The organism is Ruegeria sp. YTSA108 (assembly GCF_059610185.1).
The window spans coordinates 244,393-259,920 of record NZ_JBXWND010000003.1 but is presented as its reverse complement, the minus strand read 5'-3'; the positions used below and the strand labels follow the sequence as shown (position 1 = coordinate 259,920).

The following is a 15,528-nucleotide window of genomic DNA, read 5'->3' as shown; positions in this document are numbered from 1 at the left end:
AGCTGGACTCCGGTCAGATCAGAGATGCGTCGTCATCCGGTATCCCGGCGCAAAGTAAAGCTTGGCATATGTCACCGGCGCGCGACGCAGCCAGGTAATGCGTTCGGCGGTAAAGATCGGGTCGCCAGGTGGCGTGTCCAGGAACTTGGAGATTTCACCATCAGCCTTGGTCGCCATGAAACTAAGCTCCAGATTGCTGAATGGCACCCTGTTAACCAACCAGTCATTCGGCCCCGATTGTTCGAAACTTTCCTCCAACACTTCAGGTACAACGTCGGCAACTATCCATCGCACCTCAAGCTGAAACGCTACGTTGTCGGCATAATGCATACATCGCAGGTGCAAGACGTCCTGCTCTTTTTTCAGGTCGAGGCGTGATGCCAGCCAGGACGGTGCGGGTTGCACCTCTCGGTCCACCAAAGAGTACCGATAGGCCGCACCGGTGGCCGTTATCTCGTCACGCACCAAAGGGATCGCAAATTGCGCCTTTCTGATGGGAGAATTCAGAACCCGCGTGCCGGCCTTGCGTTTTCTTTCCAGGTATCCTTCTTCGGCAAGCTCTCTCAACGCCCGGTTGACCGTTGTTCGTGTACTTGAGAATTCAGCGGCCAAATCCATCTCGCTTGGCAAAATGGAATCCGGGCTCCAGATACCGGTTTGGATTCGATCCAAAACCACCTGCTTGATGTCCCGAAAGCTCATGTTCCCCTGAGGTCTTGCCATAAAACTCCCCAACTCAAAAACCGGCCTTAATTGGCTTATACATACACATAAGACATCTGCAATGAAGCATGTAACTCTGCCCCGCACCTAAGACCTCTACCTAATTTGACTCCAAGAAGGCGGCTTCGGCGCGATGCCTTTCATTATTTTGTGTACACATTATGCAGTAATCAGTATACCTATTTCAGAAGCATTGCAACTTGGGATCAGATTCTCATGACTGGTAAAACAACCCTTCGTGGCGCAAAAATTGCAACACAAGCCAGCCAGCAGGGCCCTTATGGGCTAATCGAGGATGGCATCATCGTAATATCAGGTGAGTTTATCGAATGGGTCGGACCCAGACGCGATCTGCCCGATGAATATACCGAGCTTGAGGCCGAGGATCTGAACGGACGCCTTGTGACGCCCGGTTTGATCGACTGCCACACCCATGTTGTATTTGGCGGCGACCGCGCCCAAGAGTTTGAAATGCGCCTGAATGGTGCAAGCTATGAACAGGTTGCGCGCGCCGGAGGCGGTATTAACGCAACCGTTCAAGCGACACGGGCCGCCAGCCTGGAAGAGCTGATAGAAAGTGCATTGCCCCGCGTCGACGCGATGATCCAAGAGGGCATGACCACTATCGAAATCAAGTCCGGCTATGGGCTAGAACAACAGACAGAGCTGAACATGCTGCGCGCCGCGCGCGAAATTGGAAAACGTCGCCCGGTTTCTGTTCAAACCACATATCTGGGCGCCCACGCGACTCCGCCAGAGTACAAGGGGCGCGATGACGCCTATATCGACGAGGTCGTCATTCCGACCTTGCGGGCCGCCCATATAGAAGGGCTGGTCGATGCGGTTGACGGATTCTGCGAAGGGATCGCCTTTCAGCCCAAACAGATCGCCCGTGTCTTTGACGCCGCCGCTGCGCTTGGCCTTCCGCTTAAACTGCATGCCGAGCAGCTTTCTAATCTGGGCGGGGCGCAGCTTGCCGCCTCCTATGGCGCATTGTCTGCGGATCATATCGAGTATCTTGACGAAGACGGCGTGATCACCATGGCCCAGGCGGGAACAGCGGGCGTAATCCTGCCCGGTGCGTTCTATACTCTGCGCGAAACGCGTCAGCCTCCGATTGAGTTTCTGCGCAAACACGATGTCCCAATGGCACTGGCAACCGATTGCAATCCGGGATCATCCCCCCTGACATCTCTTCTTCTGACCATGAATATGGGCTGCACCCTGTTCCGCATGACGCCAGAGGAAACACTTGCGGGCGTAACCTGTAACGCAGCGCGTGCCCTTGGTTTGAGTGATCGCGGTATGATCGCCGCGGGTCAGCGGGCCGATCTGGCGGTCTGGAATGTGGGCCGTCCGGCCGAGCTTTCTTATCGTATCGGGTTCAACCCGCTTCACAAACGCATCTTTGGAGGTCAAGCGTGACAACTCTCACTCTGGCGCCCGGGCAGGCTACTCTGCCTCAGCTTGAAACCATCTATTGGGATGAAGCCTCGGTCATACTTGATCCGACGTGTCGTCCTGCGGTCGAGGCGGCCGCGAAACGGATCGCTATCGCCGCTGCGGGTGATGTACCGGTTTATGGCGTCAACACGGGTTTTGGCAAATTGGCCAGCCTCAAGATCAAATCTGAAGACACCGCCACTTTGCAGCGAAACCTGATCCTCAGCCATTGCTGCGGCGTAGGAAACGCGATGCCCCGCCGGATGGTTCGGCTTATGATGTCTCTTAAGCTATTGAGTTTTGGCCGTGGCGCATCTGGCGTCCGCTGGCAACTGGTCGAACTTATGCAAGGCATGCTGGAAAAAGGCGTCACCCCTGTTGTTCCAAATCAAGGATCGGTTGGCGCGTCAGGCGATCTGGCACCTCTTTCACATATGACCGCAGTGGTGATCGGTGAGGGAGAGGCGGAATATAAAGGCGAAATTCTTCCGGGTGCCGAGGCGCTTGCAAAGGCTGGCCTGTCCCCGATCGAGCTTGGCCCCAAGGAAGGTTTGGCCTTTATCAATGGCACACAGTTTTCAACGGCCTATGCGCTTGCCGGTCTGTTCGAAGTCTGGCGTGCTGTGCGCAATGCGCTGGTCATCTCGGCCATGTCCACCGATGCCATCATGGGATCAACCGCTCCGCTGCAGCCCGAAATCCATGCGTTGCGAGGACATCGTGGCCAGATCGAAGCGGCAGGTTCGATGCGTGAGATACTGGCGCAATCCGAAATTCGAGAAAGTCACCGGGATGATGATACACGTGTTCAGGATCCCTATTGCATCCGCTGTCAGCCGCAGGTGACTGGTGCGGCGATGGATGTCCTGCGACAGGCCGCACAAACCCTTTTGATCGAAGCGAATGCTGCAACAGACAATCCACTTGTGCTGACCGAAGCGGATATGATCGTGTCCGGTGGTAATTTTCACGCGGAACCCGTTGGGTTCGCTGCTGACATGATTGCGCTGGCATTGTCCGAGATTGGCGCGATCAGTCAACGGCGTATTGCTCTGATGGTCGATCCAACGCTCAGCTTCGATCTTCCGCCCTTCCTGACACCTGAACCCGGATTGAATTCCGGCCTGATGATTGCAGAGGTGACGACAGCCGCTTTGATGAGCGAGAACAAGCATCTGGCCAACCCTTGTGTCACCGATTCAACACCCACCTCCGCCAATCAGGAAGATCACGTCTCGATGGCAGCACATGGTGCGCGGCGGCTGGCCCGCATGGTCGAAAATCTCAACCACATCCTTGGGGTCGAGCTGCTCTGCGCCGCGCGTGGCATCGAATTCCGTGCGCCCCTCCAGACGAGCCCGTTGCTGCAACAGGCCATCGCACGGCTGCGCGAGGATGTTTCGAGCCTGCAAGAGGATCGCTATATGGCGCCCGACCTGAAAGCGGCAAAGGAATTAGTCGCGTCGGGCGCGTTGCTGAACGCGCTGAACGCCTCTTTGCCGGGCCTTAACTGATGGCGGTCTTTGCCATGATGGCGCGCGACCGCAGCCGAAACACATGATTGAAAACTTCAATGCCCTTGCCCTGTCGGGCTCTATCCAATCTGAAGGGAATGATCGATGAGCGATCCTCGTAAGAACAGCCGGGACATCTATCCGCCAACCGGGACCGAACTGAATGCCAAAAGCTGGTTGACCGAAGCACCACTGCGGATGCTGATGAACAACCTGCATCCTGACGTGGCAGAAAACCCGCACGAGTTGGTAGTATATGGCGGCATTGGCCGGGCCGCGCGAACCTGGAAGGATTTCGACCTGATCGTCGACAGCCTGAAAGACCTGGAAGCGGACGAAACCCTGGTCGTGCAGTCGGGAAAGCCCGTCGCCATCGTCAAAACCCACAAGGACGCACCGCGCGTGCTGATTGCCAACTCGAACCTGGTGCCGCATTGGGCGAATTGGGATCACTTCAATGAGTTGGATAAGAAAGGTCTGGCGATGTATGGCCAGATGACTGCGGGTTCCTGGATTTACATCGGGTCGCAGGGCATCGTCCAAGGCACCTATGAGACCTTCATGGAAGCAGGACGCCAGCACTATGGTGGCAGTCTGAAAGGCCGTTGGATCCTGACCGGGGGTCTGGGTGGTATGGGCGGTGCTCAGCCACTGGCTGCTGTGATGGCGGGTGCCTGCTGTCTGGCCGTGGAGTGCGACGAGAAATCCGCCGATTTCCGACTGCGCACGCGCTATGTCGACGAGAAAACCCACAGCCTGGACGAGGCGCTGGACATGATCGAGCGTTGGACCAAAGCGGGCGAAGCCAAATCCGTGGCGCTGATCGGAAACGCCGCCGATATCTTCCCCGAAATACACAAGCGCGGCGTCAAGCCCGACATCGTCACCGATCAGACTAGCGCGCATGACCCGATCAACGGATACCTGCCGCAGGGCTGGACCGTGGCCGAGTGGCGCGCCAAGGCTGAAACCGCCCCGAAAGAGGTCGAAAAGGCAGCCCGCGCCTCGATGAAAGTACAGGTCGCGGCGATGGTCGCCTTTCACAATGACGGTGTTCCAACCGTAGATTACGGCAACAACATCCGGCAAATGGCGCTTGAGGAAGGTCTGGAAGACGCCTTCGCCTTCCCGGGCTTTGTGCCTGCCTATATCCGTCCGCTATTCTGCCGTGGCATTGGCCCGTTCCGCTGGGCGGCCCTGTCGGGGGACCCCGAGGACATCTACAAGACCGATCAAAAGGTCAAAGAACTGCTGCCCGATAACACGCATCTGCACAACTGGCTGGATATGGCGCGTGAACGGATCGCATTCCAAGGCCTTCCTGCGCGTATCTGCTGGGTTGGTCTGGGTGACCGACATCGCCTGGGTCTGGCGTTTAACGAGATGGTTAGAACGGGCGAGCTAAGCGCGCCGGTGGTCATTGGTCGTGACCATCTGGATTCCGGTTCAGTCGCCTCGCCCAACCGCGAGACCGAAGCGATGAAGGACGGGTCTGACGCGGTCTCGGACTGGCCTCTGCTAAATGCACTGGTCAACACCGCCTCGGGGGCGACATGGGTCTCGCTGCACCATGGCGGCGGCGTTGGCATGGGCTTTTCCCAGCATGCGGGTGTGGTGATCTGCGCCGACGGCACCGATGATGCTGCCAAACGCCTGGAGCGCGTTTTGTGGAACGACCCTGCCTCGGGCGTGTGGCGTCACGCCGATGCGGGTTATGACCTGGCCAAGGATTGCGCTCGTGAACACGGGCTGCGCCTGCCTGGAATTCTGGGAAACTAAGCCTGGATCAACCGGAACAGATCCCGGCCATTCATTTGTGAAGGCCGGGATTGAACGATCACAAAACACCGTGCGCGCCGGTTGCTTTCGGAAACGGTGATCTAATGGACAAAGCAGAGCGTGTTGAACGCGCGTCTCCAGGCTGAAACCTCGGAGGCAATCGGCGCGCCTTGCAGACCTTGTTTGATCAACCCCGCCAGACGATCCGCATCGCCTGCGGTCATCCCCCAGCGGACAAGCTCGGGCGTGCCAATCCGCAGACCGTTCATATCACCTTCAACCACCGCCACAGGCAGACCGATGCCACAGGCAAGGAACCCACTTTGGCGTAAGGTTTTTGAGGCCGCTTGCCCGCCCCCGAATGGCTCGGCCAGAACGGCAAACTGGTGAGAGTTGGTAAAGCCCTCGGCCCCAGCGAACACAGGCACATTTTGTGCATCCAAAGCCGCAGCCAATGCCTGCGCCATAGCGATCATCTCTTTCGCATAGGCCGCGCCAAAGTCTTTCCAGTCCAGCATCGTGACCGCAAGCGCGGCAGTTTTCGCCGCATCGAAATTGGCCGTCATGCCGGGAAAGGCGATAGCGTCCAGCGCTTTGACAATTTTTGAATCATTCGAAACGATCAGCCCACCTGCAGGGCCACCAAGACTTTTATAGGTGCTCATCGTCATGAAATGCGCGCCCTCGGCCAGCGGGTTGGACCAGGCGCGCCCGGCAATAATGCCGCATTGATGGGCCGCATCGAACATGACCTTGGCCCCGACCTCATCGGCGATGGACCGCACTTCGGACACGGGATGCTCGAACAGGTTCAGGCTGCCACCAATCGTAATCAGCTTGGGCCGCTCGGCTCGTGCCAGCGCCCGCAGTTGGTCCAGATCAACGGTATAGCCATCGGCATTCACCGGGGCCTCTATGGTGCGCAAGCCGTATAAGCCGGCGCAGCCATCGACATGATGAGTCACATGCCCGCCAATGGATGCGGGCGGCGCAATGATTGTGTCGCCCGGTTTGCATGTGGCCATAAAGCCATAGAGGTTGGCAATCGCACCAGAAGGCACACGAACCTCGGCGAATTTGGCATCGAACACATCCGCGCAAAGCTGGGCCGCGATCACTTCGATTTCCTCGATCGCTTCCAGTCCCATTTCGTATTTGTCGCCGGGATACCCCAAAGAGGGGCGCGACCCTATGCCAGAGGATAATAGCGCTTCGGCTTTCGGGTTCATCACATTGGTCGCAGGGTTGAGGTTAAAGCACTCTTCCTCATGGATCACTCGGTTCTGCTCGGCCAGCTGCTCGATACGGGCCAGCAGATCGGCAGACGTTGCGGACGCCGTCGTGGCCGCTATGTCCTGAATCAGGGTTTCACTGGTGCTCGGCACCCAATCTCGTTGTGCAAGCGTCATTGGACGTCCTCCGTTTTGCAGCATGGTGGCAGCCATTCCGTGACAGCGCAAAGCAGATTTGCTATTTCTTGGCGTAGAAAAACTAAGGCTTGAAATGAGTGTCATGCCCAAACGCCCGAAAGGGCCCCCGCTGAATGCAATGCGCGCCTTTGAAGCTGCCGCACGTCATGTCAGCTTTGTCGCCGCCGCTGAGGAATTGAGCGTCACGCCCGGAGCGATTTCGCAGCACATCAAGACATTGGAGGGCTGGGCAGGTACCGCGTTGTTTCGGCGCAACGCGCAGGGGGTGGAACTGACCAAGGCCGGGGCTTCGCTGGTGGCTGAATTCTCTGCGGCCTTCGACGGGTTGGCCGAGGCGACGCGTGCCCTCCGCAACCTTAAACCCAACGCCGATTTTCATATCGCCGCCTTGCCATCTGTTGCGCAGCTTTGGCTGCCGAAACGGCTAAGCCGGGTCAGGGCGCAGTTTCCGCATATCAATTTTTCGGTGACCGCGATGGAAAACCCACCCAGTCTTGATCGGGAATTGTTCGATCTGGCCATATTCATTGGCGAACCCAATGCTGAGCCCGAGCAGATTTGCATTTGCCCCGATCTCATCTCTCCGGTCGGCGCGCCTAGCCTGATTGAACATATGAACCACTTTGTCGACACCGTCCTTCTGCATGACCAGACCTGGAATGACGATTGGACAATCTGGTCACAGAACACGGGAATTGAACTGCAGGATGCGCAGACCGGGCCGCAGTTCTCTCTGTACAGCCTGGCCGTGGAGGAAGCGAAGGCAGGTGCGGGTATTCTGATGGGGCATCTATGTTTGCTTGAGGATGCCCTGGCAAGCCGCGCTCTTAAGTCTGCAAGCGAATACACCTGCCCAACGGGCCGCTTTCTGTTCGTCCACATACCTGGCGCAACGCGGCAAAGGCCCGAAACGCAACAGGTCGTGGCATTGCTGAACGAAGGTAGTGCCTAACAACCGGCCTATTCTGCGGGCTTTAGATCCAATCGCATGAAGGCGCTGTTGGGGTCGGCCTCATAGCCGTAGATCGGGCCGCAATAGGAATAGCCCAGCGCTTCATACAGCCTGCGCGCGGCGTCGTAGTAGGACAGATGATCGGCGCCCGTCTCAAGAACCAGCGCCGAGGTCCCTTCGACCCGTGCGTGATCAGCAAGATGGGTCATCATCACTCGCGCCAGACCGCGGCCACGTGCGGTTGCAAGGATATGCACGGATTTGACTTCGGCGGTCCCATCCGGCAGCGCCTTGAGCGCGCCGCAGCCCAGCACCTTGTTACCCTCATACAAAGCCCAGAACCGCATTCCGGGCCCGGCCAAGGCACTGGCATCCATCGTGTGATTGCTCTCGGCTGGCCCGGCGGTTTCGCTATGGGCAAAATGCGCCTCGACCACCGGGCGCAATGCGTCGGAGGTTGGGTCAGCCTCGCGAATGTCGATCATTTAATGCGTCCAGGGTGCGCGCCGATCGGTGGCAAAATTCTCGCCATAACCGCGCGCGCGCAGGTTCGGCTTGCGTTTATGCGGTTCACTGACCTGTGCGTCGATACCGTTGTCCTTGGCGTAATCCAGCGCCTCTTCCTTGGTGTCGAAATTCAGACGCACCTGGGTCTGGGTGTCACTGGAAGACGTCCAGCCCATCAACGGATCAACCTCGCGCGTGGATGCTGGGGCATATTCCAACACCCAATGCCGGGTCTTGGCCGTACCCGATGTCATCGCATTCCGCGAAGGCTGGTAGATCCGTGCGCGCATGTCGCCTCTCCGTACTCACTTGGCTGAAGTTGTTTATGCGTCAGAGCGAGGCCTGGGACAAGGTGGCAAATGTCGCGGAGGACAAGGATGTTCTGATGACGAAAACTGTCATTAGGGGAATGGTATAATCATTCAAACGCCACAACAAGGACAGCAAGATGATCCACCACGAACGCAGCCTCGACATTGATACCCGACCCGAAGATATCTGGGCCATTTTGAGCCGGTTCATGCATATCGACGATTTCGCCCCGCAGGTGACATCAGTAGATGCGCTAACACAAGGTGCGGATGGGGTGGGATCGAAACGACGATGCCATTTTGAAAATGGGACGTCTCTGGTCGAAGAAGTCACGGATTGGCAAATCAACCGGGGCTACCGTGTCCGCTTGTCTGAGATGTCTGCAATGCCTCTGACCCAAGCACATGCAGCAATCGCCGTTGAACCCCTTGCCAACAACCAATCCAGAGTAGTCTGGAGCATGGATTATCAAATGAAGTTTGGTCCATTGGGATGGCTGATGGGGCAGACTGTGCTGAAAGCGATGATGGGGCGTGTCCTGGGTGACAACCTGAAAGCGCTTGAAGAAAAGGTGCGTTCGGATCAAATACCGGATCATCGGTTTGCGTATTACTGAAACTGCCGTTTCTAGATCGGATCAGGTCTTGCAGTTGGACAAAATAAGAACAAATGTAGGGGCCTGACCCGGAGCCTGCCCATGCCTTACGCCCATTCCGACAAGACTCAGCTGACTGCTGATGACGTCCGCGCCCGCCTGAAACTGGAAGGCGGTAAAGAATTCGTCATGCATACCGAGTTCTCACCGGCAGGCGACCAGCCCACCGCGATCAAAGAGCTGACCAACGGTATCTTCGACGGCGAAAGAGAACAGGTCCTGCTGGGCGCGACCGGGACGGGCAAGACCTTCACAATGGCCAAAGTGATCGAAGAAACCCAGCGACCCGCCATCATCCTTGCGCCCAACAAGACGCTGGCGGCGCAGCTCTATGGTGAGTTCAAAGGTTTCTTCCCGGAAAACTCGGTCGAGTATTTCGTGTCTTACTACGACTACTACCAACCCGAGGCCTATGTCGCGCGCAGCGACACCTATATCGAGAAAGAATCCCAGATCAACGAACAGATCGACCGGATGCGCCACTCGGCCACGCGGGCGCTGTTGGAACGCGATGACGTAATCATCGTCGCCTCAGTGTCGTGCATCTACGGTATCGGCTCGGTCGAAACCTATGGGGCGATGACGCAGGACCTGAAGGTCGGCGGTGAATACAACCAGCGCCAGATCATGGCCGATCTGGTCGCCCAGCAGTACCGCCGAAATGATCAGGCATTCCAACGGGGCTCGTTCCGGGTGCGGGGTGACAGCCTGGAAATCTGGCCCGCCCACCTTGAAGATCGCGCTTGGAAATTCTCGTTCTTCGGTGAGGAATTGGAAACCATCACCGAGTTCGACCCGCTGACCGGTGAACGCGCCGCGAATATGGAACAGGTGCGGGTTTACGCCAACTCGCACTACGTGACGCCGAAGCCAACGATGAACCAGGCGATCATCGGCATCAAGAAGGAACTCCGCATCCGACTGGATCAACTGGTCGGAGAGGGCAAACTGCTGGAAGCGCAACGTCTGGAACAACGCACGAATTTCGATCTGGAGATGTTGGAGGCCACCGGCGTCTGTAACGGAATCGAAAACTACTCGCGCTATCTGACCGGTCGCGCGCCGGGCGAGCCGCCCCCAACGCTGTTCGAATTCATCCCCGATAACGCCATCGTCTTCGCCGATGAATCCCACGTCAGCGTACCGCAGATCGGCGGCATGTACCGGGGCGACTATCGGCGCAAATTCACCCTGGCCGAACACGGGTTCCGCCTGCCATCCTGCATGGACAACCGCCCCCTCAAGTTCGAGGAATGGGACGCCATGCGCCCGCAATCCGTGTTCGTCTCGGCCACACCTGCCAAGTGGGAGATCGAACAGACCGGCGGCGTTTTCACCGAACAGGTGATCCGCCCCACAGGCCTGCTGGATCCCGAGGTCGAAATCCGCCCTGTCGGCATGCAGGTCGACGATCTGCTGGACGAGGTGCGCAAGGTCGCCGCCGATGGCTATCGCACGCTGGTCACAACGTTGACCAAACGCATGGCCGAGGACCTGACTGAATACATGCACGAACAGGGCATCAGGGTCCGTTACATGCACTCGGACATCGACACGCTGGAACGCATCGAGATTCTGCGCGACCTGCGTCTGGGCGCGTTTGACGTGCTGATCGGCATCAACCTGCTGCGCGAGGGGCTCGACATCCCCGAATGTGGGCTGGTCGCCATTCTGGACGCCGACAAAGAAGGCTTCCTGCGCTCGGAAACCTCACTGGTTCAGACCATTGGCCGCGCCGCGCGCAACGCCGACGGGCGGGTGATCATGTATGCCGACAAGATCACCGGTTCCATGGAGCGCGCGCTGAACGAAACCGATCGCCGCCGCGCCAAGCAGATCGCCTATAACGAGGAACACGGCATCACCCCAGCAACGGTGAAGAAAAACGTTGAGGATGTTCTGGCCGGTCTCTACAAGGGCGACGTCGACATGAACCGCGTCACCGCCACCATCGACAAACCGATGCACGGCGCGAACCTCGAGGCGCATCTGGACGGGCTGCGCGACAAGATGCGCAAAGCTGCCGAGAACCTGGAATTCGAAGAGGCCGCCAATATTAGGGACGAGATCAAACGCCTGGAAGCGGTCGATCTTGCCATCGCCGACGACCCCATGGCGCGCCAATGGGCGGTCGAGAAAGCCTCGGAAGACGCGGTGAAATCGAAGGGCCGGTCAACGGCTGGGAGACCAGGGCAGCGGGGCGGGAATGTGAAGCGGCGGAAGAGGTAGGCTGAGAAGATATCTATTTGCGAACCTTCCATATCGCGCCCGCGTACCTATTCACTCTCATTGCTTCAGTCTCGCAAAAGTTAACTTTTCTGAAACTACCGACGCACGTTCCCTTCGCGCACGACCAAGTTACTTGGTTCTTGCACCAATTTATGCAGGTTGGCGCTTGTGCTTGATAAATTCCCAAATCATGAAAATTACCATCAACGGCATTAGAATCAAAATGCTAAAGTCGGCATATCCTGACCACCCAGACGAATAATAGATTTCAGGGTACACAAATTTCCAAACGACACCTGGGCTCAAGCAAACCAGCACTTTTAGAGCGCCAGAGTTAAAGACACAGAATTCTTTAATCAGGGTTATCAGCCCAATCATCAGATGCTTCCTTTGAAGTTCGACGTATACTGATTCCAAGCTGCGCGTATGAACTATGCGGATACTACTTTACCTGTGCAAGCGATCTGTAGATATCAATCTATTGGAGTCTTACGCACCCGCTCTCTAGTCTATCAGTCGAGCACTGCGAATTTCGTCTATTGCTCGCTCCCATTTTTTCGGATTGCCAACCAAATATGGGTGAAAGCACCACCCAACACGTTCGCAATTCAAGGTACCCGCACTTCAAACTTACAGCCTAGCGCCCTCTCCTCCACGTTTGAAATCACGAATTGTGATCCCAACCTGTTGCCATGACAACCTCCCACACCCTGCCCAGTACCCATGAGTACCAAAGCGCCATTCACCGGGTGCGCGGCACCCGTGTGGTGCTGGCCGAGGATCTGGCACAGGTTCTTTTGCAAAAAAAGGGCGGGAATATCCCGCCCGATACCTTACCCCTTATCCCAATGGGCAATCACATCATACCCAACCGGCGTTGGCGGGCTTTCCATGAACTCGGCGAAATGGCCCCATAGCTCGGCCACTTTGGGTGCGTTTGCGTTCGAGGTCGCCTCGCTTTCAACGACCGAGATCACATAGCCCGACCCGTCCTCGTTCATCACATTGGTAAAGCTGTGCATGCCGGGCATGCCCATGATTTCTGATTTCAATGCGTTCATTTTCGCCGTGGCCGCCTCGCGCGTGCCGGGCTTCATCTTGAATTGAGTAATACGTGCAAACATGATTTTCCTCCCTCGTCCGGCGAAATCGCCATAAGGCGAAACCGGAGCGGCCTCGCCGCATGCAACCTAGCACGGCAGCCCGAAATCTCATATTGATAGGCGTGATTTGTGGCCATTTTCAACCATACGCCTCACTGTATTTGGGCCACTGACACGCCAGAGTTGCTGCCCAGCGCGGAAGGCACGACATCTGAATTCACATATTGTGATTCCACAGCCGCAGCCAGACCGAACCCGAACTACCAAAGCGCCGTTCACCGTGTTTGCGGCCTGCGCTAATTGCCGGCCTGTGACAAGCCGGCTTTCAGCTTCTCCAGCGTATTCAAAAGGCGGTCTAGGTCAGGTTCGTCCAGCCCGGTATCGGCGATCATGCAGGCGGTGATCTCATGCGCCACAGACCGCAAGGCCGATCCCGCCCCGGTCAGAGAAACAACAACCTGGCGTTCGTCCTCTTTGCTACGGGTGCGGTCGACAAGCCCGTCGGCCTCAAGGCGTTTCAGCAGCGGGGTCAGCGTGCTGGTTTCCATCGACAACGCGTTGGCCAACTCACTGACATTTCGCCGGTCTCTCTGCCACAGCAGAGTCAGGGTGATGTATTGCGGATAGGTCAGCCCTAGCGGGCCGAGGTGTCTCTTATAAGCGCGGTTGATCACATGCCATGACGTATAGACCGCATGGCAAAACATCTCGTCGGTCTTCGGTTGGGTCGGAGAATCTGTCACGGCAGCACCTTCGCTCGCTTATATCGTGCACGATATAATTCATTGACACACGCCCACAAGGCAGTTTATATCGTGCTCGATATTATTGTACGCGATATATGAGAGAACACATGTCCTGGCTACCAACGCTCATCACCGAGACACCCGAGGAGGGATTTGACCTGGCAATCAAACTATCACGGATGGCGGTTAAGAAGACGCAGCCCAATGACGAGATTCGTCAGCGCCTGAGGCCGATCTACGAAAACGATGCGGACAGCCTGACTATGGTGTCGCATGTCGTGGCGACAAATTACCAGACTGTGGCGGCAGCGAACAACTATTGGCGCAAGTGAGTAAAGGTGAAATGGGCTGGGTGGCGGAAGGAATGACCCATTCCTATACGCCCAGTTCCGCCCGCATCTTCTTGGTCAGCTTGGCCACGACCAGATCATAGGACGTCACGATATGCTCGCGCAGCGACGTGTCGCTCATCCCGCGGTCCTCATAGACCTGCAGCCATTTCATCCCGCGCGAGGCCAGATATGGCGCAGGGCGAATTCCGGGTTCGTCGCTCAGCACCTCAAAGGCCAGTTCAGTGGCTTTGAAGGTGAAGGCGTCCTGACCGTCGTTCCAGCCGCAGATCGCAAATACCTTGCCCCCCACTTTCCACACGTCTGCGTTGCCCCATTGAACCACATGAGAGCTGGCCTTCAGGCCCGCGCAGAAACTGTTGAACTCTGCTCGCGTCATCGGCTTTGCCTCTTTGTTCCGAAGTCCTTACCCACCTGTCAAGGCCTCACGAATTTGGCATTGCCAACGCGTTTTTGAGGGGCAGCGCTTTGTTCTGCATTCGGGGCAATCACTCCACAGGCCACACCATCCTGATCGGGATCGTTTTGCAGGTGATAGCCCGGCTCGCCCTCCAGAAACGGACCAGGAAGAACCGAGAGCGCAGCACCACATCCGGCAAGGGCAACAAGATGTAAAACCGCCTCATCACGCTCGAATTCTGAAGTGCGCAACCAAACGCTCAGGGCAATGATGCCTGTCGTCAGCGGCAACATGAGGACCATCAGCAGAATCCGCACCGGTGACAATGCGCGCCGGCGCAGAGCTTCAGCGCGTTGAACACGTTTGGCCGATTTCGGATCCGTGAACAGCGCCTTGGGAGTGGTCTTTTCTGGCTGCATTCCCGATCAATACACCAGTATCCGTGGGATGCCGATACCTAAGGGACAAACATATCTGTGAAACTCTGTCACGATGCAGGACGCTCTACGAACCTGGGCCAAGCAAACAAGACAGACCGGCCAATTTCTTGGTTGCTCGCTTGTGATCTGGCAGAGACCTAACGCACCACGTGCACTGAGCATGCAGCGTGGCGGACAACATGGGTAGCGGTGGAGCCCAAAAGCAAATCCTGCATACCTGGTCGATGAGACGCGATGATGATCAGATCCGGCTTATTCACGTCGGCCCAGTCAAGGATCGTCCGACCGGAATGCCCCTCGACAACGACTCCGCGGGCGCCCAAAATATTTTCCGCCAGCGCATCCAACTCGGCCTGAACGGCCTTGCGCGCATCGTCCAGATACCCGACCGGCATATAAGCGCTGGCATAGGCCGGTATATGTTCGACCACGTGCAGCAGCGTGACCTGTGACTCGGGTGCCGCCAACAGTTGCGCCAGTTTCAATGCGGACGGCATATCACGCGCGTCGTCGAATGATATTGGTACAAGAATATTGTGATACATGGCACGCGCCTCCTTGGTTGCTCAAGTATACTGGTCGATTACCAGACGCGTGACCTTGATCCAGGTCAGGATCAGTTGAAGGTTTCCGCAACATCGTACATGACGGGCTCAAAACTCTTGCACAACTCGTTGATTTTACGGTTTCTATCACGCATTTCTGACGTACGCAGCATGGCCAGAAAATCCTCGCGACGCTCCCATTGCGAATAATTGGCAATCCGGGTCTGGGCGTCGTTCACGTGCAATCCCGCTGCAACAAATCCAGTTTGCTTTGAGATGAAGCTGGCATAGGCATCCGTCAACGCCTCAAGCAGATCCTGGCAGGTGCCAGGCGTCATTTCAAATGTTGTGATTACGGTCTGCACAGTAGCGTTTTTGGAAATCTTTGGCATCTTGAAAC

The 15,528-nt window shown here is 56.9% G+C and carries 17 protein-coding genes; 7 read left to right on the top strand and 10 right to left on the bottom strand.

From position 1 onward, the window contains the following. Positions 1-18 precede the first annotated feature (18 nt). Complete coding sequence (hutC, locus tag AC2FHW_RS06590; RefSeq protein ID WP_246097191.1) at positions 19-723, bottom strand: histidine utilization transcriptional repressor HutC; 705 nt, start codon at positions 721-723, stop codon at positions 19-21. 216 nt (positions 724-939) lie between these two features. On the opposite strand from hutC, the gene hutI reads away from it, so the two are divergent. The 3 genes from hutI to hutU all read left to right on the top strand — a co-directional run bounded on the left by hutI (position 940) and on the right by hutU (position 5,459). Next, positions 940-2,148, top strand: coding sequence for an imidazolonepropionase (gene hutI / locus AC2FHW_RS06585; protein WP_496700799.1), 1,209 nt, complete (start codon positions 940-942; stop codon positions 2,146-2,148). Next, a complete protein-coding gene (gene hutH / locus AC2FHW_RS06580; RefSeq protein WP_271948295.1) occupies positions 2,145-3,680 on the top strand; it encodes a histidine ammonia-lyase in 1,536 nt (511 codons plus the stop codon). Before hutI ends, hutH begins: the two co-directional genes overlap by 4 nt. A gap of 105 nt (positions 3,681-3,785) precedes the next feature. Further along, positions 3,786-5,459 carry a urocanate hydratase gene (gene hutU, locus AC2FHW_RS06575; RefSeq protein WP_271948298.1) on the top strand — a complete coding sequence of 558 codons (1,674 nt, stop codon included), beginning with the start codon at positions 3,786-3,788 and terminating at the stop codon, positions 5,457-5,459. A gap of 101 nt (positions 5,460-5,560) precedes the next feature. Here the strand turns inward: hutU and glyA are convergent, their stop codons facing one another. Then, entirely contained in the window at positions 5,561-6,868 is a 1,308-nt protein-coding gene (glyA, locus tag AC2FHW_RS06570; protein ID WP_271948300.1) for a serine hydroxymethyltransferase, read from the bottom strand. A 103-nt stretch (positions 6,869-6,971) separates the two neighbouring features. On the opposite strand from glyA, the gene AC2FHW_RS06565 reads away from it, so the two are divergent. Next, on the top strand, positions 6,972-7,841 hold the full coding sequence (locus tag AC2FHW_RS06565; protein ID WP_271948302.1) for a LysR family transcriptional regulator: 870 nt from the start codon (positions 6,972-6,974) through the stop codon (positions 7,839-7,841). A gap of 8 nt (positions 7,842-7,849) precedes the next feature. Here AC2FHW_RS06565 and AC2FHW_RS06560 read toward each other — a convergent pair whose 3' ends face one another. Both AC2FHW_RS06560 and AC2FHW_RS06555 read right to left on the bottom strand, forming a co-directional pair. After that, the gene (locus AC2FHW_RS06560) at positions 7,850-8,326 is read right to left on the bottom strand and encodes a GNAT family N-acetyltransferase (RefSeq protein WP_142635670.1); all 477 of its coding nucleotides are present in this window, start codon (positions 8,324-8,326) and stop codon (positions 7,850-7,852) included. Then, positions 8,327-8,638: an ETC complex I subunit gene (locus AC2FHW_RS06555; RefSeq protein WP_142635668.1), complete on the bottom strand. Its 312-nt coding sequence runs from the start codon at positions 8,636-8,638 to the stop codon at positions 8,327-8,329. Between the two features lie 158 nt (positions 8,639-8,796). Between AC2FHW_RS06555 and AC2FHW_RS06550 the strand changes: the two genes are divergently transcribed. Both AC2FHW_RS06550 and uvrB read left to right on the top strand, forming a co-directional pair. Beyond that, positions 8,797-9,276 (top strand): SRPBCC family protein, encoded by a 480-nt coding sequence (locus tag AC2FHW_RS06550; protein ID WP_271948305.1) that lies wholly within the window; start codon positions 8,797-8,799, stop codon positions 9,274-9,276. 81 nt (positions 9,277-9,357) lie between these two features. After that, a complete protein-coding gene (gene uvrB, locus AC2FHW_RS06545; RefSeq protein WP_496676451.1) occupies positions 9,358-11,544 on the top strand; it encodes an excinuclease ABC subunit UvrB in 2,187 nt (728 codons plus the stop codon). An 833-nt stretch (positions 11,545-12,377) separates the two neighbouring features. Here uvrB and AC2FHW_RS06540 read toward each other — a convergent pair. After that, positions 12,378-12,668, bottom strand: a complete 291-nt coding sequence (locus tag AC2FHW_RS06540) for an antibiotic biosynthesis monooxygenase family protein (RefSeq protein ID WP_142635662.1) — start codon at positions 12,666-12,668, stop codon at positions 12,378-12,380. Positions 12,669-12,943: 275 nt separating this feature from the next. Further along, positions 12,944-13,390, bottom strand: coding sequence for a MarR family winged helix-turn-helix transcriptional regulator (locus AC2FHW_RS06535; protein ID WP_271948315.1), 447 nt, complete (start codon positions 13,388-13,390; stop codon positions 12,944-12,946). A gap of 110 nt (positions 13,391-13,500) precedes the next feature. Here AC2FHW_RS06535 and AC2FHW_RS06530 point away from each other — a divergent pair, with 110 nt between their 5' ends. Further along, positions 13,501-13,725 carry a hexameric tyrosine-coordinated heme protein gene (locus AC2FHW_RS06530; RefSeq protein WP_142635660.1) on the top strand — a complete coding sequence of 75 codons (225 nt, stop codon included), beginning with the start codon at positions 13,501-13,503 and terminating at the stop codon, positions 13,723-13,725. A 43-nt stretch (positions 13,726-13,768) separates the two neighbouring features. Here the strand turns inward: AC2FHW_RS06530 and AC2FHW_RS06525 are convergent, their stop codons facing one another. From AC2FHW_RS06525 to AC2FHW_RS06510, 4 genes are all read right to left on the bottom strand, one after another. Continuing rightward, positions 13,769-14,122 (bottom strand): MmcQ/YjbR family DNA-binding protein, encoded by a 354-nt coding sequence (locus AC2FHW_RS06525; protein WP_142635658.1) that lies wholly within the window; start codon positions 14,120-14,122, stop codon positions 13,769-13,771. A gap of 38 nt (positions 14,123-14,160) precedes the next feature. Further along, positions 14,161-14,562 carry an excalibur calcium-binding domain-containing protein gene (locus AC2FHW_RS06520; RefSeq protein ID WP_246097187.1) on the bottom strand — a complete coding sequence of 134 codons (402 nt, stop codon included), beginning with the start codon at positions 14,560-14,562 and terminating at the stop codon, positions 14,161-14,163. 158 nt (positions 14,563-14,720) lie between these two features. Beyond that, complete coding sequence (locus tag AC2FHW_RS06515) at positions 14,721-15,128, bottom strand: universal stress protein (RefSeq protein WP_271948317.1); 408 nt, start codon at positions 15,126-15,128, stop codon at positions 14,721-14,723. A gap of 71 nt (positions 15,129-15,199) precedes the next feature. After that, positions 15,200-15,520, bottom strand: a complete 321-nt coding sequence (locus AC2FHW_RS06510; protein WP_271948319.1) for an antibiotic biosynthesis monooxygenase family protein — start codon at positions 15,518-15,520, stop codon at positions 15,200-15,202. Positions 15,521-15,528: the final 8 nt, after the last annotated feature.